Annotated in this window: 18 protein-coding genes; 5 read left to right on the top strand and 13 right to left on the bottom strand. The window is 28.0% G+C overall.

The annotated features are described in order from the left end of the window. Nucleotides 1–110: 110 nt before the first annotated feature. Nucleotides 111–830: a CpsB/CapC family capsule biosynthesis tyrosine phosphatase gene (locus tag H9660_RS06200; RefSeq protein ID WP_191749497.1), complete on the bottom strand. Its 720-nt coding sequence runs from the start codon at nucleotides 828–830 to the stop codon at nucleotides 111–113. A gap of 337 nt (nucleotides 831–1,167) precedes the next feature. Here H9660_RS06200 and H9660_RS06195 point away from each other — a divergent pair, with 337 nt between their 5' ends. Then, nucleotides 1,168–1,737 (top strand): sigma-70 family RNA polymerase sigma factor, encoded by a 570-nt coding sequence (locus tag H9660_RS06195; RefSeq protein ID WP_191749496.1) that lies wholly within the window; start codon nucleotides 1,168–1,170, stop codon nucleotides 1,735–1,737. A 171-nt stretch (nucleotides 1,738–1,908) separates the two neighbouring features. On the opposite strand, the gene H9660_RS06190 is transcribed toward H9660_RS06195, so the two are convergent. Continuing rightward, nucleotides 1,909–2,460 (bottom strand): sigma-70 family RNA polymerase sigma factor, encoded by a 552-nt coding sequence (locus H9660_RS06190; protein WP_191749495.1) that lies wholly within the window; start codon nucleotides 2,458–2,460, stop codon nucleotides 1,909–1,911. A gap of 197 nt (nucleotides 2,461–2,657) precedes the next feature. Between H9660_RS06190 and H9660_RS06185 the strand changes: the two genes are divergently transcribed. Next, nucleotides 2,658–3,524 (top strand): Cof-type HAD-IIB family hydrolase, encoded by an 867-nt coding sequence (locus H9660_RS06185; RefSeq protein ID WP_191749494.1) that lies wholly within the window; start codon nucleotides 2,658–2,660, stop codon nucleotides 3,522–3,524. Between the two features lie 167 nt (nucleotides 3,525–3,691). On the opposite strand, the gene H9660_RS06180 is transcribed toward H9660_RS06185, so the two are convergent. Then, nucleotides 3,692–5,008 carry a nucleotide sugar dehydrogenase gene (locus tag H9660_RS06180; protein ID WP_191749493.1) on the bottom strand — a complete coding sequence of 439 codons (1,317 nt, stop codon included), beginning with the start codon at nucleotides 5,006–5,008 and terminating at the stop codon, nucleotides 3,692–3,694. A 115-nt stretch (nucleotides 5,009–5,123) separates the two neighbouring features. Beyond that, nucleotides 5,124–6,302, bottom strand: coding sequence for a DegT/DnrJ/EryC1/StrS family aminotransferase (locus H9660_RS06175; protein ID WP_191749492.1), 1,179 nt, complete (start codon nucleotides 6,300–6,302; stop codon nucleotides 5,124–5,126). Nucleotides 6,303–6,465: 163 nt separating this feature from the next. Here H9660_RS06175 and H9660_RS06170 point away from each other — a divergent pair, with 163 nt between their 5' ends. Then, on the top strand, nucleotides 6,466–7,704 hold the full coding sequence (locus H9660_RS06170) for an O-antigen ligase family protein (protein ID WP_207729426.1): 1,239 nt from the start codon (nucleotides 6,466–6,468) through the stop codon (nucleotides 7,702–7,704). Nucleotides 7,705–7,757: 53 nt separating this feature from the next. On the opposite strand, the gene H9660_RS06165 is transcribed toward H9660_RS06170, so the two are convergent. The 3 genes from H9660_RS06165 to H9660_RS06155 all read right to left on the bottom strand — a co-directional run bounded on the left by H9660_RS06165 (nucleotide 7,758) and on the right by H9660_RS06155 (nucleotide 12,656). Beyond that, nucleotides 7,758–8,951 carry a DegT/DnrJ/EryC1/StrS family aminotransferase gene (locus tag H9660_RS06165; RefSeq protein WP_191749490.1) on the bottom strand — a complete coding sequence of 398 codons (1,194 nt, stop codon included), beginning with the start codon at nucleotides 8,949–8,951 and terminating at the stop codon, nucleotides 7,758–7,760. 271 nt (nucleotides 8,952–9,222) lie between these two features. Continuing rightward, nucleotides 9,223–9,537 carry a hypothetical protein gene (locus H9660_RS06160; RefSeq protein ID WP_191749489.1) on the bottom strand — a complete coding sequence of 105 codons (315 nt, stop codon included), beginning with the start codon at nucleotides 9,535–9,537 and terminating at the stop codon, nucleotides 9,223–9,225. 245 nt (nucleotides 9,538–9,782) lie between these two features. Continuing rightward, the gene (locus H9660_RS06155) at nucleotides 9,783–12,656 is read right to left on the bottom strand and encodes a cell wall-binding repeat-containing protein (RefSeq protein ID WP_191749488.1); all 2,874 of its coding nucleotides are present in this window, start codon (nucleotides 12,654–12,656) and stop codon (nucleotides 9,783–9,785) included. Nucleotides 12,657–12,796: 140 nt separating this feature from the next. On the opposite strand from H9660_RS06155, the gene H9660_RS06150 reads away from it, so the two are divergent. After that, nucleotides 12,797–13,027, top strand: coding sequence for a hypothetical protein (locus H9660_RS06150; RefSeq protein WP_191749487.1), 231 nt, complete (start codon nucleotides 12,797–12,799; stop codon nucleotides 13,025–13,027). 131 nt (nucleotides 13,028–13,158) lie between these two features. Here the strand turns inward: H9660_RS06150 and H9660_RS06145 are convergent, their stop codons facing one another. From H9660_RS06145 to H9660_RS06120, 6 genes are all read right to left on the bottom strand, one after another. Continuing rightward, nucleotides 13,159–14,754, bottom strand: a complete 1,596-nt coding sequence (locus H9660_RS06145; RefSeq protein WP_191749486.1) for a peptide chain release factor 3 — start codon at nucleotides 14,752–14,754, stop codon at nucleotides 13,159–13,161. Nucleotides 14,755–15,015: 261 nt separating this feature from the next. Beyond that, nucleotides 15,016–16,338, bottom strand: a complete 1,323-nt coding sequence (locus tag H9660_RS06140) for an MFS transporter (protein ID WP_191749485.1) — start codon at nucleotides 16,336–16,338, stop codon at nucleotides 15,016–15,018. A 20-nt stretch (nucleotides 16,339–16,358) separates the two neighbouring features. After that, complete coding sequence (locus H9660_RS06135) at nucleotides 16,359–17,144, bottom strand: ABC transporter ATP-binding protein (RefSeq protein WP_191749484.1); 786 nt, start codon at nucleotides 17,142–17,144, stop codon at nucleotides 16,359–16,361. A gap of 2 nt (nucleotides 17,145–17,146) precedes the next feature. Continuing rightward, nucleotides 17,147–18,154, bottom strand: a complete 1,008-nt coding sequence (locus tag H9660_RS06130) for a FecCD family ABC transporter permease (RefSeq protein WP_191749483.1) — start codon at nucleotides 18,152–18,154, stop codon at nucleotides 17,147–17,149. Continuing rightward, nucleotides 18,154–19,146 carry a FecCD family ABC transporter permease gene (locus H9660_RS06125; RefSeq protein WP_191749482.1) on the bottom strand — a complete coding sequence of 331 codons (993 nt, stop codon included), beginning with the start codon at nucleotides 19,144–19,146 and terminating at the stop codon, nucleotides 18,154–18,156. The genes H9660_RS06130 and H9660_RS06125 overlap by 1 nt, the downstream gene beginning before the upstream one ends. Next, the gene (locus H9660_RS06120) at nucleotides 19,133–20,080 is read right to left on the bottom strand and encodes an iron-hydroxamate ABC transporter substrate-binding protein (protein WP_191749481.1); all 948 of its coding nucleotides are present in this window, start codon (nucleotides 20,078–20,080) and stop codon (nucleotides 19,133–19,135) included. The genes H9660_RS06125 and H9660_RS06120 overlap by 14 nt, the downstream gene beginning before the upstream one ends. A gap of 726 nt (nucleotides 20,081–20,806) precedes the next feature. Between H9660_RS06120 and H9660_RS06115 the strand changes: the two genes are divergently transcribed. Continuing rightward, entirely contained in the window at nucleotides 20,807–21,811 is a 1,005-nt protein-coding gene (locus H9660_RS06115) for a helix-turn-helix domain-containing protein (protein WP_191749480.1), read from the top strand. Nucleotides 21,812–21,906: the final 95 nt, after the last annotated feature.

Here is a 21,906-nt window from a genome sequence, read left to right as displayed (position 1 = left end):
GATATATACTCTATATATTTTTCACATTCTTTTCTAATATAATTTTATTTTGATTAAAAAAATTAAATAGCGTTAATACTTTGTTTACATTTATTTTTTATATTTATTTTTTATACTTTCATAAATAATTTTCTTTTTTTTCTCTTATTTTCTTGTTTTCTATTTATTTCTTGATTCTTTAACAATATTGCTAATCCTTTTTTGGATATAATTTCTAAATCTTTATTAATCTCTTGCTTCCTAATTTTATCTTTAAATCCTATAAAACTATAGATTCCCTTTTTCTTTAAAGCTTTTGAAGTTTTTAAAACTTGCTTTCCATATTCTCCGTTAATACTTGCTATATCTAATTGAAAAAGACATCCTTCTTCACTTATCTTTTTTATATTTTTATAATTATCAGTTATTTCTTTAATTCTTTCTGGAGCCACAATTATAGGTATATAATTTCTTAATTTAAATTCATAAATTACTTCTATTAACTCTTTTAAATCCATACTCTCATCAGCATTTAACAAAATGTACCTTGTCCCATTTATACTCCCTAATGTACCATCTATAAATTTTTTGACACTTTCATAATTATCCCTAATTAAGTTGGCTGGATATAATTTTATATCTTCTTTTTTTTCTTCTAAATAAGAATTTAAATCATTTATAATTTCCTCTACTTCCTTTATTGAAGTTTTAGATTCTTCATCATAATAAACTGGTGCAATAACCAACTTTTTTATTCCTAGAGACTTTGCTTCCTCTACTTTTTCTAATATATTAATAACATTAAATTTACTTTCTATAATAAAATCTTTTAAGATTAAACTTACAAACATTATTCTCCCCCAATTTCCATAATTAATCACTTTCACATTATAGGACTTTTTTCCTTATTATACTAATACTTTCGTCCTACTTTTTTTTACAAAAAAGTTTAATTTTTTTACTTATTTTTTATTATTTAAATATATCCAAATTAAATAATCATTTTCCCCCTATTATTACCACACTATTTATATACTTTTTCCTAATATTTAATTCATTTTTTAATTAACTCAAAATTCCCCCTTATAAATTCCATATTTTCTCATAAGAAAATAAACATATATTTTTTCTCAATTTATCTTTTTAAAGGATATTTCTTTATAAATAAACTTTTTTTGGAGGTATATTATGGAGAAATTATTAATTGAAGCTAAAAATAATAACTATAATGCTAAGGAGGAAATTATAAATATGTACTATCCTTTAATCATTAAAGAAAGCAAAAAAATCTTCTTAAAAAACAGAACTTTTGAAGACTTAGTGCAAATAGGAATTATGAATTTACTTAAAGCTATAAAACTATATGATTTATCAAGAGGTACACAAAGCTTTTCATCTTATGCTCTTTGGAGTATTAAAAATGGGTATATTTCAATTTTAAGAAGTGAAATTAAATATAATGAAGAAGTTAGTTTAAATAACTTCTGTAAAGATTCAGATATTGAAATTGTAGATAGCTTAATAGATGAGAAAGTTAACATTGAATATTCAATAATTAAAGACTTTTCAAATATAGAAATAATTGAAGCCTTTAAAAAGCTAGATCAAGAAGAACAAGATATACTAACCTTCTTATATATAAAAAACGATAAAGCAAACCTAAGCAAATACTGTAGACTAAGAAATAAAGATTACTACTACTGTAGCAAATTAAAAATAAGAACCTTACAAAAGCTTAAATTTCTTTTGAGACCTTAAAAAAGTGTTAAAATATCATATCCAGGTTCCGTCACAAGCTCCAAGTCACCTTGCTATGATATTTTAACACTTATTAACTAAGGATTGAAAACTCAAAAAATATTTAATATATAATAGATAAAAGGATGTAATTTACTTCATTATCAAGAGTAAATTACATCCTTTTTTAATTTATTTTAAAAGTATTTTTAGTTTTTTTATTGTAGTTTCTTTAATATATCTTACTTTATGATATTCTATATTGTTTTCTTTTGCGTAGTCTGCTAAGGTTTTGTTCTCTACATATAGTTCTTTAAGTAGCTTTCTTTCGGTATCTTCTAATAAGCTTATAGCCTTTTCTAAATTTTGTTTTTCTTCTTTTTTTATGAATTTATCTTGTAAGCTAAGCTCATCACTTATTATATCCTTTTCTTCTAGAAGCTGTGATATTTCTTTGGATTCTTTGTCTTTGTAATAAACCTTTGTTGCTTTTTCTATTTCTTTATACATAGAGTTTTTTACGCATTTTTTTACATAGGCTGTAAATAACTCTTCTTTTGTTATGTCAAACTTGTTTATTGCATTTATAATACTTAATATTGCTATTTGCTTGATGTCATCTGAATCATGTCCATAGATATAAAAACTAATTGCCGTGTTGTTAATAAGAGGTCTAAATTTTTCTATTATTTCTTCTAAAGCTTTTTTGTCTTCCTGTCTTGCTTTAATTATTAAATTTCTCATAAATTTTCGTAGCTGCTATTTAGCAGTTACTCCCCCCTTCTATTATTTATGTTTTCATTATATCAAACGTATGTTCTTTTGAATATTATTTTCTATCGCAAATTCTGACATATAAATCTTTTATTTTTAAATTTTTATTTTCTTAAGTTTTAGACTATACTAGTTATAGGAATTATTTTTTCTTGGGAGGTAGTAAAGTGAAAAATAATATTAAACTAATATGTATTGATATGGATGGTACATTATTAAATAGCAAACATGAAGTTAGTGAAAGAAATAAAGAAGCCCTAAGAAAAGCAAGTGAACTTGGAGTAAACATTGCTATAACTACTGGAAGATTATTTTCTTCTGCAAGATATTATTCTGATATGATTGGTATAGATACTGCTGTAATATCTTCTAATGGAGCTTATATAAAAACTAATCATTATGATAAAGCTATCTTAGAAAGTTCTCTTTCTCTTGATTTAGTTTTAGAAATTTATAATATTATAAAAAAATATGGTTTAACTATTACTTTTAATAGCTGGGATACTTTAATTAGAGAAACTGAAGTACCAGAAACTCATGCTTATTATATTATGAATAAAGATTTATCAGAGGATAAAAAAGTTAAGTTTTTAGTAGATACTGATAATTTTATTGATACTATCAAAAACTTTAACGGAACTATTTTAAAAGGAATTGTTATTGAAGAAAGAGAAAACAAAGAAAATCTTTGGACTGCTAAAGAAGAATTAAAAAAAGTCTTAGGAGACAAAGTTCATGTAGTTAGCTCTGGACATAACAACTTTGAAATTATGTCAGGTGAAGTTTCAAAAGGAAAAGCTGTAGAATACTACGCTAAAAGTTTAAACATAAATCCCTCAGAAGTTATGTGTATAGGAGACTCAGAAAATGATCTTTCAATGATAAAATTCGCAGGAATTGGAGTAGCCATGGGAAACGGCTTAGAATTAATAAAAAAAGAAGCTGATTATATAACAGACAGCAACGAAAAAGACGGAGTAGGCAAAGCTATTGAGCACTTCGTCCTCAATAGCAATGAAGAATGTAAAATGTAGAATGTATAATTTTGGATGTAATTTGTTCCAAATTACTTTAATTTAAATTTTACTTTCAAAACTCCTTAAGGAGTTTTGAAATAATTATAAAATAAAAAAACTCCCTTACGGGAGTTTTATCATTAATTTTTCATTCTTAATTCTTAATTCTTCATTATGCTTCGCATCTAAAGTTTGTATATCTTTTCTCTATTGTTTACTACATTCTTTGTTGCGTTTCTTGTGTCATAAACTACTTTTGCTCTATCTACTATTTCTTCATAGTTGTAAACTGTGTGTCCAGTTGTTATTACTACTATATCTGATTCGTCTATAACTTCTTTCCAGTCTACTGAGTAGTAAGTTTTGCCTTTGTATTTTGCTGTATCGCAGAATGGATCGTTAACTATAACTTCTGCACCGTTCTTTTCTAGTAATTCTATTACTTTAAATGATGGTGATTCTCTATAGTCATCTATATCATTCTTGTATGCTAATCCCATAACTAATACTTTTGAACCATTTAATGCTTTCTTTTCTTTGTTTAATATTTTCATAATGTTTTCTAAAACAAAGTCTGGCATAGAATCGTTTATAATTCCTGATGTTTCTATAAGCTTTGTGTGGTAATCATATTCTTTAGCCTTCCATTCTAAGTAGAAAGGATCTAGAGGTATACAGTGTCCACCAAGACCTGGACCTGGATAGAATGGCATAAATCCATATGGTTTAGTTTTAGCTGCATCAATAACTTCCCATACATCTATTCCCATTCTATTACAAAGGATAGCCATTTCGTTTGCTAAACCTATGTTTATATTTCTGAAAGTATTTTCTAATATTTTTTCCATTTCAGCTACTGCTGGTGAAGAAACTCTATGGATTTCTCCTTCTAATACATTTTCGTATAAAGCTGCTGCAACTTCTGTACATTCTTCAGTACATCCACCTACAACCTTTGGAGTGTTCTTAGTGTTAAAGTGCTTATTACCTGGATCTACTCTTTCTGGTGAGAATGCTAGGAAGAAATCTTCTCCACATTTTAATCCACTTTCTTCTAAAATTGGCTTTAGTACCTCTTCTGTAGTTCCTGGATATGTAGTACTTTCAAGAATTACTATCATTCCTTTATGAAGGTATTTAGCAACATTCTTAGTTGAATTTACAACATAAGATAAATCTGGTTGCTTATATAAATCAAGTGGTGTTGGAACACAAATACATACTGTATCTACATCATTTATAAAACTAAAATCTGTAGTTGCTCTTAATATTCCTTTTTCAGTTAATTCGCTAAGTTCCGCATCAACTACATCGCCAATATAATTTTTACCATTATTAACCATTTCTACTTTTTGATCTTGAACATCAAAACCTATAGTTTCATATCCAGCCTTTGCTTTTTCAACTGCTAAAGGTAATCCAACATATCCTAATCCTACTACACCAACTTTTGCAGTTTTATTATTAATTTTTTCTAATAATTGTTCTTTTAAAACTGACATAATTCTTCCTCCTCTTTTAGTTTAGAGTTAAGAAATTACAATTAAATTTAATTTTTAAAACATCCTCTTAATTTTGTCTCTTCACTCTTAACTTTACACTCTTACTTATTCACACTTACTTTATCTTGCTTATTATATAATCAACTTGTTCTTTAGTTAACTCTGGGTATACAGGAATTGCAAAAGTTCTATGTGATAAGTATTCTGCAACTGGCATATCCCCTTCTTTATATCCTAAATCTTTATAAACTTTTTGAAGATGTAATGGCACTGGATAATAAACTCCTGTTGCTATTCCAGCTTCTTTTAGTTTTGATATAATTTCTTCTCTATTTTCAGATTGTAATATATACATGTGATAAACATGCTCATTATAATCTTTTGCAACTGGAGTTACTAAATCATTATTTTGTAAAGCTTCATTATAAATGCTTACTATTTCTCTTCTTTTAGCATTCCAATTATCTATTTCATTTATTTTAACATTTAAAATTGATGCTTGAATTGCATCTAATCTTGTATTATATCCAATTAAATAGTTATAGTATTTAAGCGGGTTATAAACTGTATCATTAGCACCTTCTGCTGTTTGAACTTCTTCTTCTATATTATTTAGTAGGTTATAAGCCTTTTGACCATTTTCCCCACTTCCATGAGTTCTAAGTGCTCTTGCAATAGTTGCAATTTCATCATTATCTGTAACTATCATTCCACCATCACCAGCACAACCTAAGTTCTTTGTTGGGAAAAATGAAAAACAAGCTACATCTCCTAATGATCCTATATTTCTGCCCTTATATTTTCCACCTATAGCTTGGCAAGCATCTTCTACAACTTTTAAATTATGCTTTTTAGCTATTTCGTTTATTTCATCCATATCAGCACTTTGACCAAATATGTGAACTGGCATTATAGCCTTTGTATTTGAGTTTATTTTTTCTTCTATTTTTGTTACATCTATATTAAATGTTTCTTTTTCTACATCTACAAACACTGGAGTTGCTCCTACTGCTGATATTGCTTCAGCTGTTGCAAAGAAAGTAAATGGAGTAGTTATAACTTCATCACCTTTTCCTATTCCCATTGCTTTTAAAGCAAGTACTAGGGCATCAGTTCCATTCCCTACTGATATTGCATGCTTAACTCCTATATAGTTTACAAATTTTTTCTCAAAGTCTAAAACTGTTTTTCCCATTATGTAATTAGCTGAAGATAATATTCCTAAAGTTGCTTCATTTAACTCTTTAGATAATGACTCATATTGAGCTTTTAAATCTATTAAAGGTATATTCATAGTTATACTCTCCTTTATAAGTTTATACAAAAAAACTAACAATAATATTTTACCACATTTATTGTGTTATACAATGTTTTTGTACAAATTCTTAGACTAATTAATATATAAATGATAAAATATTAACTATAAAATTACAATTTAATATAGGGAGTTGAATTAGTTGAAAAAATATTTACTTAATGTCTATGATTTTTTTTCAAATAGCTTTTATTTAAAATTATTATATTTATTGGTTAGTTTATCTTATGTAACCATAATTTTTGATTTTCCTTTCTTTAAAATTTTAAATAAGATTTGTCTTCTTTGGGTTGCATTCTTATTTATAATTAACTTTGTAGGTATTATACGAAGAAAAAGAAAAATTTATATCTTTAATATATTCTTATATTTATTTTTGGCTGTAACTTTATTTTTTACTATTTATAAGTATCCTACTGATTTAAATTATAAAACCTGGCTTATGAACGTATTAATATTTACAGTTATTTTCTCTATAGATAATTATAAAGATAAAGAAACTATAAAAAATGAAATTAATATATACTCATTTTTTTATATTGCTTTTTCTTTTATTGCCTCTTTATCTTCTTTAGTTTTAATATTTTTAAATAAGAATATTGTAATTAATATAATTAATTCTGATGGAGTTGAAGAAACACTTTATTTTATCGGGATATTTAAAAATGAAAATTCTCTTGGTGTAGCTGCTGCTATTTCAATAGTACTAGGTATTTATTTACTTTCAAAATCTAAATTAAAGAAAGTTAATATATTTTTAATTATTAATACAATACTTCAAGGAGTAACTTTAGTTTTATCTTCTGGCAGAAGTGGATATCTTATTATACTTTCTCTTATATTTATCTTTGCTTTTGTTTATATAGAAAATAATTTTATAAGAACTTTAATGGTTGTTCTTCCTATAGTTTTTATATACTTTATTTTCAAGTTAGATGATAAAACTTTACATTATATTTTTACTGGTAGAGAGTATATATGGATTGCCGCTATTCGTATAATAAAATTTTCATTTTTTAGTGGTATTGGTACTTCTAATACAATCCCTACTTTAATTCAAAATCAACCAGCTGAATTAATAGGTGTAACTAAAGGTGGAATCCATAATATTTATATGGAAATAACTACAACTAACGGATTTATAGCTACATTTATGTTAATACTTTTTATATCTACCCTTATACTTTTTGCTACTTCTAAAATTCAAAAAATGAATAGTAAGGATAAGATAACCAATTGCATTTTATTAGGGCTATTATTAGGAATACCTGTTGTAAATCTTATGGAAAGTAACTTAGTTTATATAATTAGCTTCATTTCATTAATATATTGGTTCTATGCTGGTAATTTTATTGCACTATTATATAAAGAGGAAAATTAAAATATATTTAATAAAAAAATAAGTGGGACTTATAAAACAGTCCCACTTATTTTTTATTGTTTATTATTAATTTCTTTAACAGCCTTAATTAATTCTTCAGCAACATATTCTACATCTTGTAAAGCTAAAGTACTATAAACTGGAAGTGATATTTCATTTGCATATTGAGCATATGCATTTGGATAATCTTCTATTTTATAACCTAAATTTTTATATAATGTAAACATTGGTAGTGGCTTAAAGTGAACATTAGTTGATATTCCCTTTTCAGCTAATTTTTGAATAAGTAAATTTCTTTTGTCTTCATCAAAACCTTTAATCCTTAATGGATATATATGATATGAACTTTCTGTTCCTTCACCATATTCAGTAACTGGTATTATAGAAAAATCTTCCTTTTCTAATATTCTTGTATAAGTATCAAAGATTTCTTTTCTGTATTTAAGCATATCTTCATATCTTGTTAATTGTACTCTACCAATAGCAGCATTTATATCTGTCATATTACATTTGAATCCATCTGTAATTATATCGTACTCCCAAGCCCCTGCTTTCATTTTAGATAAAGCATCTTTTGATTGTCCATGTAATGAAGTAAACTTAAAGTCTTGGAATAAATTTTCTCTTCCTTTAAAGTTATTATCATTATATGTTATAGCGCCACCTTCAGCAGTTGTAAAGTTTTTTACTGCATGGAATGAAAATGTATGAAAATCACATTGAGCTCCAACTCTTTCACCTTTATACTTTGCTCCAAAAGCATGAGCTGAGTCTACTATTATAATTATATCTTCTCTATTTTTTTCTTTTAAAACATTTTTAATTCTATCATAATCACAAGGAACTCCTGCAAAATCTACAGGCATAATTACCTTTGTTTTTTCTGTTATTAAATCACCTATTTTATCATAATCTATGAAAAATGAATCTTTTGCTACATCACAAAATATAGGCTTAATTCCTCTATGTACTGCTACACTAGCAGTTGCAGTATATGTGTAAGGAGTTGTTATTATTTCATCTCCCTCTTTTATATCAAAAACTTTTAATATAAGTTCCATAGCTGCTGTTGCACTGTTTAATGCTATTGCTTTATTAGCCTCACAATAACTTGCAAGTTCTTCTTCAAACTTAGCTAAAGTTGGTCCTGATGTAATCCATCCTGACTTTAAGACCTCTACTACAGCATTTATTTCCGCTTCAGTTATATCTGGAGGAGAAAATGGAATTTTTCTTTGTTCTACCATTTTTTTCAATCCTTTCACAGTTCTTATAAATATATATCAATTATATATTTATAGCCTATAAACTTCAAGTACATATATTGTAAATTGTATATATCTATTCCCACTTTATTTCATATGATTGCTTCCCTTCTTTTGTTTCAATTAAACTCCCTCTAAACTTCTTGTATTTCTTTCCATCTATTAATACACTTGATATTTCTCCTAGTCCTATTGATTTTAAGTTTATTATTCCCTTTCCTGTAACTTCATTTAATTTTAATATTTTATTATTTTAATTCATATTTACCAAGCTAATATCCCAAATTGGAATATCACTTGCTAATCCTAATACATTAGGTTGATTTCCAGATTCCCAGTTAATATTTACATCTCCAACTGTCTGAATAATCAAAGTTCCTGGTTCATCCTCTAAAATATTCCAAGCTTCTATTGAATCTAAGTATGTTAGATTAGGAAAAGAGTCCTCAACTTCCATTGAATCCAAATATGTTAAATCATTATTGAATGAATAACAGCCTCCTATTCCTATAAGCATACTTATTATTAATAAAGTTATTATTATTTTTTTATTACTTCTCTTTTTCATAGCACCCTCCAATTTGTTAATTTATTACTATATTATATTTGATAGGCACTATATATTTATTTTGCTATCATTTTTGTTTTAAAAAAGTACTTATTTTAGTTTTCCTTATTCTATAGCAAACTTTAATTAGGTGCTCAAAACCCAAGAGTTGAGATTATAAAAAAAGAAGGTTTAAAAAACCTCTGTTTTTTAAACCTTCTTTTTTATTTAATCTAAAGTATTTTATTAAAATTTAAATAAAAATACTATCTTGTTCTACTTAACAATTCTCTAAGATTTTGAATAGATGCTTTTGATACTTTTCCACCAACTTGTATTATTTTGTTTGTAGTCTTATTAGCAAAAATACTCTTTTGAGTTGGTGTTAATCCATCTTCACAAATTACTACTGGTGAATTATTAATTACTGAAACTGGTCCTGCTGATAAAGCATCTGCAAGTTCTAGCCCTTCTGTAATATATACATTTTCTGTTATACTTCCATAGAACTTATCAATTATTATAGCATTTGTTTCATATCTTGTTAATCCACCTAATCTGTTTCCTGAAATATCTTGTCTAGTTAATGCATTAATGCTATTTAAAACATTATTAGAAACAGCTGTTGTTCCTCCAATTACGTAAGCATTATTTAAACTAGCATCTCTCATCCAGTTATAAGCTTCTGTTGGAATATTATTACTTTCTACAAGTATTATTGGCATTTTATCTCTTCCTGATACTGGTGCAATTGAAAGTGCATCTGGTTCTCCATAGCCATTAGCAATTACTACATTTTGTATATCATAAAGATTTTGATCTATATATCTAGCTACTTGAATAGCTGTTTCATATCTAGTTGCGCCACCTAATCTTGTAATTCTTGATATTCCTAAGTTATTAAGTTGTGCTTCTACATTTTTATCTACTACTGAAGTTCCTCCAATAATAATAACATTTTTAGCTCCAAGTCTCTTTATTTCATTTTGAGTTTCACTAGGAATTGAACTTTTTTCAACTAGTAATAATGGAGATTTATAATGTGAAGCTATTGGTGTAGCTGCTAAACCGTCTGGTATTGCATAACCATTAGATATTACTATAGTTTCTGCTGACGTAAAACTACTTTTACTTAATTCAACAGCTGTTGAATATCTATTAAGCCCATACTTAATTTCTAAAGGTGGTGTAAATACATTTACTAATGAAATATTACTTGCTTCTATATAAGCTCTATCACTCCAATTATAATTACCGTGATATTTACCTTCTAATGTTGATGTATTTCTTTCTGGATAAATTTCATAACAAGTTTTTCCATTAAAAACCACTTGTTGAAGGTCTGAAATTATAACTGATGTATCTACAGTTGTATTATAAAGTAAAGTTCCATTTTTATTAATAACTTGATTATTAGCTCTAACTACTCCTATTTGCTTTGAGTTAGTATCTCTTAAGCTAGAGCTTCCAGCAGATAATGTCTTATCAATCTCATAAGCAAAGCTTGCTGCTTTTTCTCCCCAGAATGGATCTGAAGCATATTTAACATTGGCACCTCTGTATTTATTTCCTACAAATCCTCCATAATATCTCCAATCAGCTGGATCTGCATAACCTCTTGAAATCCAGTTCTTTGCAAAATCAATAACTGAATCTCTTGGTGTTGCAAAGCTATCTGCTGATAATCCTGGCGATGCATCAACAGCATTTAATCCAAATAAATTATTTTTATCTTTAGCTATTTCTGAATTTCCATATCCTGATTCATTTATAGCAACAGCTAATGCTAATAAAGCATTTACTCCATATTGAGTTTCTGCATCTTTAAAAGCTTGTCCTAAATCTTTTAATTTAGAGCTAGTTCCTTTTATTCTAGGATGGTTATTTATAAAATTATTTAAATCTGCAGCTGTATAAATTGTTTGGCTTCTAAATGGTAAGTATTGATAATAAACATAATAAGGATTACCATTATTTACAGAATTAGTTCTAACTCCTGCTTTATAATCGCTTATTAATGTATTTAATCCATTTACTATGCCATTTTGATTTGTATGGTCATAACTATAGAAATACTGTCCATCATAACTTAAGTATCTAACACCTTCCCTTAATATACTAGGTGCTTTTCCTAAAATCTTTTCAAATCCTGTTGTTCCTGTTAAATCGTAGCTGATAAAATGAATTAATTCTCCATTTCTAACAGTATAGTAACTTGGATTTGAAGCTTGATTAAGTGGAACTACTATCATGTCATAATTTCCAGATGCTCTATTGTTGTTTATCCATCCTTCATATCCATTAACCATTATTTTAGTTGCATTACCATAAACATCTAAAATCGGAACATCATCAATGTATCCTTGATTAACAACAATAAGTGGACTTGAAAGACTTGCGTTTGGATAAACATTAACATTTCCAACCACATTTGAGTTGTTTACATGTCTTAATATTCTAGCCATTTCATTTGTAGAATAAACAACTTGTCCACGTGCATTTATTACTGCTGGTAGTTGACTTTCATCTAAGCTATTTTCTGAAATACTATTTGCTGCATTTACAGCTGAATCAATATCATCAAAGGATTCTAAATATTCAAAGCTTCCATCAGAATTTGCAATTGTTAATTCATATTCACTATCTGTCATAGGAACAAGAACTTCTAAATTGTTCATTGCTTCTTGCTTTAATCTAAACTCTTCTTTATCCTCCTCACCTTCTTCTAATGAGAACATTGCAGTAGCAATTCTAGCATTAACATTTATTGCTTTTTTCTTTTCATACGTCTTTCCTTTAATAGTTTCTGTTGATTCATTTTCTATATTGTTATTTACTTGATTAATTTCAGTAACCTCATTTTCATTTTGATTTTCAGGAGTTACTGATTCTTCATTAGTGTCTTTAATTTCTTCTATTGAATTATTATTATCACTTATTTCTTCAATAGCTTCTTCTTGAGTTGTTGTGTTGTCACTTTCAATTACTGTAGTAATTTCATTAGTAGCTTCTTCATTTACTGTAGTACTTTCTATTGCTGTTGTACTTTCATTAGTAACTGCCTTAACATTTAGGTTTGGCATCATAAGAGCAACTATAAGAAATTGTGCTAATATTTTTCTAATTTTTTTAAGTTTCAATCTTTCTCCCTCCTTCCATTATATAGATTACCAATTCAAAAGAAGTATTTCAACTAATTTCCTATAATTTTGTCAATTTTTATTTTAATTCAGTTGAAAATAACTTACTTTTTTTATAATATTTAGTAGAGGTGATTATTTTGTCAAATAAAAGAATAATTTCAGCAGATATAATTCGAATTTTATCTACATTTCTTGTAGTAATTCATGATTTATTTATAAAATATTTAATACGTCATAATATATTAAACGCTAATTTAAGTAATCCAGCTATAATGATACCATTAATAGTTTTAGGAATCTTTATTTTCTCTGTACTATTATCATATATTATAAAAAAGATTCCTATAATTAATAAATACATAATATAAAATGTAGAATTAAGAATGTAAAATGTAAAATTCTAGATGTAATTTGTTCCAAATTACTAAAAAAATTAAAACTCCCTTTCGGGAGTTTTCTCATTTATTATCCATTATGCATTACGCATTATCTATTATTCTTACTCGTCGCTTTTTCCTACACCTGAAAGTACTAGACCTTTATTGTGTTCTAATGCCCAGTTAATACCCCAGTCATTTTGGAATATAAGGATGTTTCTATCTTTGAAGTCCTTAACTTTCTTAGCATCTGAAGTTAAGTTTAATTTATCCATATCTATATCTTTGTTTTCTATCCATCTTACGTATCTAAATGGAAGTCTATCCATCTTTATATCTACGTTGTATTCATTTTTTAATCTGTATTCTAGAACTTCAAATTGAAGTACACCAACAACTCCAACTATTATTTCTTCCATCCCAACAAAGGATTCTCTAAACACTTGGATTGCTCCTTCTTGTGCTATTTGAGTAACTCCTTTTACGAATTGCTTTCTCTTCATAGAATCTACTGGTCTAACTCTTGCAAAATGTTCTGGCGCGAAGGTTGGAATTCCTTCAAACTTGAATTTCTTTGAAGGTGCACATAATGTATCTCCTATTGAGAATATACCTGGATCGAATACCCCAATTATATCTCCTGCATATGCTTCTTCTACAATTTCTCTATCTTGAGCCATAAATTGTTGTGGTTGAGAAAGCTTAATTTTCTTGCCACCTTGCATATGATAAACATCTTCGCCTTTTTCAAACTTTCCTGAACAAATTCTCATAAAGGCAATTCTATCTCTATGTGCCTTATTCATATTTGCTTGTATTTTAAATACAAAGGCTGAGAAGTTATCATCAAATGGATCTATTTCTCCTATACTTGAGTTTCTAGGAAGTGGTGATGAAGTCATTTCTAAGAAGTGCTCTAAGAATGGCTCAACACCAAAGTTAGTTAAGGCTGATCCAAAGAATACTGGTGTTAATTCTCCTTTTCTTACCTTTTCTAAATCTAGCTCATCTCCAGCTATATCTAAAAGTTCTATATCTTCCATTAGTTTATCGTGAAGCGGTTCTCCTAATATTTCTCTGAATTTAGGGTCATCTACTGAACCTTCAATAGCCTCTACAGCAGTTTGACCGTGATTTCCTGCTGAGAAAGCAATTATTCTATTGTTGTCCCTTTCATAAACTCCTTTAAATTCCTTACCAGAACCTATTGGCCAGTTCATTGGGTAAGTTTTTATTCCAAGTTCATTTTCGATTTCTTCTAATAATTCAAATGGGTCTTTAGCTTCTCTATCTAACTTGTTTATAAATGTGAATATAGGCATTTCTCTAAGGGATGCAACATGGAATAACTTTCTTGTTTGATCCTCTATACCTTTTGCTCCATCTACTACCATAACTGCGCTATCTGCAGCCATAAGTGTTCTATATGTATCTTCTGAGAAGTCTTGGTGACCTGGTGTATCTAATATATTTATACAGTGTCCACTGTAATTAAATTGCATTACTGATGAAGTAACTGAAATCCCTCTTTGCTTTTCTATTTCCATCCAGTCTGATACTGCATGAGCTGAAGCCTTTCTAGCTTTAACAGATCCTGCAAGTCTTATAGCTCCTCCATATAATAAGAACTTTTCTGTTAATGTAGTTTTACCTGCATCTGGGTGAGATATAATAGCAAAGGTTCTTCTTTTTTCTATTTCATTTATATAATCTGCCAAGGGCTTTTCCTCCTTAAATATAAATTAAGTTTTATCTCTATTTCTCTAGTTATTCATTATACCCTAAAGTGTGTAATTTTAAAATGAAAATTTATATTTTAAAGTAATTAAAGTATATAGAACTCTGTTTTAAAATATTGTTTTTTTAAATTATAAAAATACTCCTATTAATTTTATCTATGACTTAAGAATCTTCTAAATCACTATAAAACTAATAGGAGTCCTTCATTCATTATTAAGTTATTATATTTATATTATAAATTATCCATTATTAATGTTATTTACTACTTTTCTTTTTATAAATATTATTAATCCTATATTGGCTATAGCTGTTAAGAAGAAGATCATACTTAATGACATCCCACTTTCTAGAATTTGTCCATATAGTAATTGTCCTGGTGCAACACTTACAGTTGCAACTGCTACTGAAAAGGCTGATACCTTTCCTAATATGTTTTCTGGTATTTCTTTTTGTATAAAGGTTAGTGTTAATACATTAGTTATTGCAATAGTTAGCATTATGCCTAATCCCCCTATAGCAAAAAGTCCTGCTAGCGAAAGTCTATTAATATTTATTAGCGGCAGTAATATCATTAATATAACTCCCATTAGCATTGGAATATATGTATATTGTATTTTTTTCATTGAGAACATCTTTGGTTTTACACTTATTAAGAATCCTCCAATTATCATTCCTAAAACACAAACTGCTTCTACTATACCGTATATTTCTGATGATAGTTCTAAATATATATTAATAAAGTATGGTGCTACTATTGATAATATTGGCACTAGGAAAATATTACATAGTGCATAGGAGATTATTATTGAAAGTATAACCTTCTTTTCTTTTAATAAATATTTAAAGGTCTTATACATATCTACAAAGGAATCTTTTATGAATTTAATTGAAAATACTTTTTCTTTAGTTTCATTGATAACATTTTTGTTACTATGTGTATTATCATTACTATCTATATTTTTATTAATATCTACATTTTCATTAACTTCTTCTCTTTTCACATCTGGTATATCTAAGAATAATTCCATTATAGCAGCAAAGAAGAAGCTTATAGCATTTACTATTACTATTGCTTTTATTCCAAATATTCCATAAACAATTCCTGCTATTATTGGACCTGCAAAGTTAACTATAGATCCAACTTGATTTATTATTCCATTTGCACTTGTTAGTTTTTCTTCTTCTACCACCTGTGGAATTGAAGCTGTAACTGCTGGACCATATAATGTATAGCATATTGATAGAATAAACATTACTATTCCTACAATAAATTTATTATCTCTTCCACTAATTAATATAAAGGCATATGCTCCTATTATTATTGAACAAAAGAAATCTAAGTAAACCATTATCTTTTTTCTATTTACTTTATCTGAAAGCATTCCTGCTATTGGTGCAAATAAAACATAGGGTATTGTTGATATTGCTAATATATTTGCAAATACAGCTGTACTTCCTGTAAATTCTAATAAATATAGTGACATACTAAATCTTTGAATTGCATTTCCAAATAAAGATATAATTTGACCTATTACTATTATTATAAAGTTTTTATTTCTCATTTTTACCTACCTTTAAAATCTTATCTTAAAAGCTCATAATCCATACAAATTGGATATTTACCATCTTCACTTAATTGAAGCCTAGCATCTATTCCATAAATTTCTTTTAGATTTTCTTTATTTATAACATCTATAGGTCTTCCTTCACATATAAGCTTTCCTTTTTTAAGACCTATTATGTTATCTGCAAATCTACATGCATTATTAAGCTCATGTAAAACTATTACTACTGTTATTTTCTTTTCTCTATTTAATCTTTGTAAAACTTCTAAAACTTCAAGCTGATAAGACATATCTAAGTAAGTTGTTGGCTCATCTAGCATTATTATTTCTGTTTCTTGTGCTAAAGTCATAGCAATCCAAGCTCTTTGTCTTTGTCCCCCTGACAAATTTTCCACTTCTCTATCTGCAAATTCTGAAAGACCAGTTTCTTTTATTGCCCAGTCAATAACTTCTTTATCATGATTATTAAGTCCACCTATCATTTTTTGATGAGGAAATCTTCCAAAGGCTACAAGTTCTCTTACTGTAAGACCACTTGGACATACTGGCCCCTGTGGTAAAAATGCAACATCCTTTGCTATATCTTTTTCTTTTACCCTTTTTATATTTTTATCATTTATAAATATATCTCCATTTTTAGGCTTATTAATTCTAGCTATAGTCTTTAATAAAGTTGATTTTCCACAACCATTTGCTCCAATTATTATACTTATTTTTCCCTTTGGTATTGATAAGTTCATATCTTCAATTATGGTATTGCTTTCGTAGGCAACACTTAAATTTTTTACACTAATAGCTTCCATAATTACTTCTCCTTCATCATTAAATAAATAAAATAAGGTACTCCAAATATTGATACTGTTATTCCAACTGGAATTTCAATTGGAGAGAATAAATTCTTTGAAACTGCATCTGCAAGAAGAACTATAATCACACTTATTATTGCTGATATTACAACAAAGTGTTTATGATAAGGTCCAACTAATTTTCTTGCAATATGTGGAGATATAAGACCTAAAAATCCTATATTTCCTGCAAATGCTGTAGCTGTTCCTGCTAATATAACTGCAAAGCTTAAAAACTTTTTTCTTTCTCTCTCTAAATTTAAACCTAATGATATTGCAAGTTCATCTGAAAGGTTTAAAACATCTAATTTTTTATGATTTAATAAAACTAATCCAAACATTACTGCTACTATTGGAATTATTACTTTTGCATAACTCCAGCCAGATCCCCAAAGGCTTCCTGATGTCCAAACTAAAACTCTATTGTAATCACCAACACCACCTCTAAAGGTGAAGAAGGTTATAAATGCATTAAGTCCTGCATTTAATCCAATCCCTATTAATAAAAGTCTCTTTGGTCTTATACCTTTTCTGCTTGATAGCATATATATTATAAATGAAGAAACTCCTGCTCCCAATATTGCCATAAAAGGTAATACAAAGATAGAAAGAGATCCAAGCTCACTATAATATGTTCCTGTTTGATAAGTTATAAATAATACTGCTGCTACTGCTGCTCCAGCATTTATACCTATAATTCCTGTATCTGCTAAGTCATTTTTAGTTATTGTTTGTAAAATTGCTCCTGCTGTAGATAATGCAATTGCTACAAAGGCTCCAACTAAAAGTCTTGGTAGTCTAATACTTAATATTGCTGTATTTTGAAGTTTGCTTCCCTTTCCAAGAAGGGTTTTTATTACATCTCCTACTGAAACTTTATATGTACCCCAGCATAATGTAACTGCAAAGGAGATAAGTAATAATGCTATTAAAATAATTAATGCTATTTTAAATTTCTTTTTCTTCATTATCCCCTCTCCTTTCTAGCTACTGATATAAAGAATGGTATTCCAATAAGAGCTGTAAATACTCCAATTGGTGTTTCATATGGATCAAATAACATTCTTGCTGCTATATCTGCATATGTTAAAAGAACTGCACCAAGTAAAAATGAACATGGTATGTTTTTTCTATAATCTTCCCCTAATAATTTTCTAACTATTTGTGGAACTATAAGTCCAACAAAGGCTATATTTTTTCCAACTGCTACTGCTGCTGCACACATTGGTATCATAACCATAAGAGTTGTAAATCTTATTTTTTCTGGATTTTCTCCAAGTCCAATTGCAACATCATCTCCAAGATTTAATATATTTATCTTTGGTGATAATAAAATTGCTATTATAAGTCCTATTATTCCTACAATAAAAACTAATTTAAAATCTGCCCAAGTTGCATTTCTAAAACCACCTGATACCCAAAAACCTATCATTTGAGATTGGTTTGATAAAAGTCCTATTATTGTAGTTAATGAAATAAAAAATGTACTCATAGCTGTTCCTGCTAAAAGTATTTTTGCAATGGAATTATTATTTGCTTTTTTTGATATAAATCCTAATACTATAATTCCTGTTATAAGTGCTCCTATAAATGAAGCTATCATTACGTTTCTTGTGTTTATTGCTATTCCCGCTGCATAAAAAATTGCTATAACTAGTGTTGCACCTTGGCTTACACCTAATATTGATGGTTCTGCTATAGGGTTTCTTGTAACCCCTTGAATCATTGCGCCTGTTACTCCTAAAATACCTCCTGTTAGTAAAACAGATAAAGCTCTTGGGATACGAACATCTCTAACTAACATAAGCTCTAAAGTTTCACTATAATTAAAGATGCTATCATAAATCTCTGAAAAACCAATATGAACTGATCCTAGCCTTATAGCTAGAACCAGTCCTCCTATTAAAAGTAACAAACTACAAATTGTAAATATTATTGTATGTTTTTTACTTTGTTTCATTTAACATGTCACCTATTTCATCTACTAATAATTCTCTACCAATTGAGCTATATCCTTGGTTAAAGTAAGGAGATGCTTCTAACACTACAACTTTTCCTTCTTTAACTGCCGGTAGGCTGTTCCAAATTGCATTACCTTCAAGTTGTGCTAAATCTTCTTGTGTTGCAATTAAGAAAATATAATCTGATTTAATTGCTGCTAAACCTTCATAAGTTACAACTGGAAGACTAATATCACTTTGTTCTGGCATTCCTTCTGGTTTTGCAAGTCCCATATCTTCATATAATACGCTACCAAATCCAGCACCGTCAAAGATAAAGAATTGACCACCACTTGCTAAGAATGAAAGATATGTAGTATCTTCGCCATATTCTGCCTTAATCTTATCTCCAGCTTCTTTTGCCTTTGTTTCATAATCTGCTAACCATTTATTTGCTTCATCTTCTTTATTAAATACTTTTGCAAAAGCCTTAACATCTTCTTTCCAATCTAAAGCTTCTAATTGAATCATAACTGTTGGAGCTATTTCACTTAATTGATCATACATTTTTTCTTGAACTGTTGATATAACTATTAAATCTGGATTTAAGTTCATAACTGCTTCTACATCCATAGTATCTTGCATGCTATATCCTAAGATTTCTGCTCCACTTAATGTATCTTCTAAATATGCTGGAAACTTAGTGTAATCATAAGCATCACTATTTGCTGTTCCAACAACTTTATATCCTAAAATTGATAAAATATCACTATTACCACTTAAATCAACTATTCTTTGAGGATCTTTTGGTATCTCAACCTCTCCTCTTACATCTGTAACTACTACTTTCTCTTCTGATGTTTTATCTTCTTTTGTAGCTCCATTTCCACATCCAACAAGCATTATTGCTGTCATACATGAAACTACTAATGTTTTTAATAAATTTCTTTTCATAGTATACCTCCATCAATGTAGCTAATTTTTATGCTACTCATTCATCTGTTTTTGATTGTATATGAGATTCATTCTCATTACAATACTTGCACCCAATTTAATAATTTTATCACCTTTTATAATAATTTATGCTATAATAAAAAAGTGTTAAAGTATCATATCCAGGTTCCGTCGCATACGCTCCAAGTCACCTTGCTATGATATTTTAACACTTACAAACTGGAGGTTGGAAATTATAATGAATTCACTTCTTAAATTATTAATTTTACTATTCTAATAAAATTATATATAACTTATATATAGATATAATTTCCTAAATAATAAAAAAATGAGATAAATATTATATTCCTTGTTCCGTCGCAAGCTCCAAGTCACCGTCATACAATGTTTATCTCCTTCTAAACTAAAGGTAATAATTCCTCATTATTCGGAATTATGAAATTTTAGCTCCAAAAAACTCTGCTATGATATTTTAACACTTAAAAGCTGAAGGATTGAAATTATAAAAATAGTATACCCGGGCTGGGAATGAAAAATGTAGAATTAAGAATGTAAAATTATTGTTTTTTAAAGTGATTTAAATTATCCTAATGACTAAGTAAAATAAATTTTAAAATAGTAGCCTACTTAAATATACAAAAACTTTTAATTTAAAAATCTATAAGGATTTTTTTCCGAAATTATGCATTATCAATTATAAATTATTTTTATAAGTGAGGTACAGCTATGATTTGTAAAACGACTAAAGAATTTCAAAATACAGTTTTAGATAAAATGACTTTTTCTGAATATCCAATGGAAAACTGCACTATTTATAAAAATGAAGATAGACCTGAGCTTGGTTACTTTATTAAGTATAGCAGGGAAGGATATTATGATTTTGGAATTGGTGATTACACTATTCCTTATGATTTTTCTATCTCTTTTGATCATAAAGAAGAATTAGTACGCTTTGGAACTGTTTATACTGGTGAAACTAAATTTAAAATTGAAAATAATCCCGTGTCTTCTTTTAGTCCCTCTTCATTTTTTATCTCTGAAAAAGGACTTAAAGGAACTCAATCTTGGAAGAATGGGCAGCATCTTCATGGAGCTGAAGTAACTATTTATAAGAAATACTTTGATGAGATAATAAATCCAAACTTCCCTAATGCAATAGGTTTTGATAGCTTTATTACTAATTATACTTATAACTATCTTCCTCTTGATATAGCTTCTATTATTCAAAGCTTAAGAAGTTTATCTCAAAACGATATGCTAACTCCAATATACTTAGAAAGTAAAATCTTAGAATGTATAGCTCTTATTTCAAAGGAAATACAATCTTCCCCTGAAAATGCTTTTACCAATCAATTAAATTATGGAACTATAAAAATAGGAAAAGATAGATATGTTAATTTAACTGCTTCAGATGTTAAAGCTCTACAAAAAGCTTATGAAATCTTAACAATGGAAGCCTTAAATCCTCCTACTATTAAAAGCTTAAGTAAAATGGTATTTTTAAATGAACAAAAATTAAAAGCTGGATTTTCAGCTAAATACCATATGTCTATTAGCCAATATACAACATCAATTAGAATGGCAATGGCTGAGAATTTACTATCTACTACAGACTTAAGCATTGATGAAATATCTAAAATGGTAGGCTATAACTATAGTGGGAACTTTGTAAAGATGTTTAAAAAAATTCATGGAAAAACACCACTTGCATTCAGAAGAATGAAAGGATAAGATTCTAAATGTAAATGTATAATCCAGAATTAATGATGTTTTGCACAGCAAAACTTAATTTGCATTTGTGCAAAGCACCTTTTGTTGAAAAATCC

The organism is Clostridium gallinarum (assembly GCF_014836325.1).
GTDB lineage: Bacteria > Bacillota > Clostridia > Clostridiales > Clostridiaceae > Clostridium > Clostridium gallinarum.
Note: the sequence above shows the minus strand (reverse complement) of the source record. Positions and strands in the feature narration are given on the sequence as shown.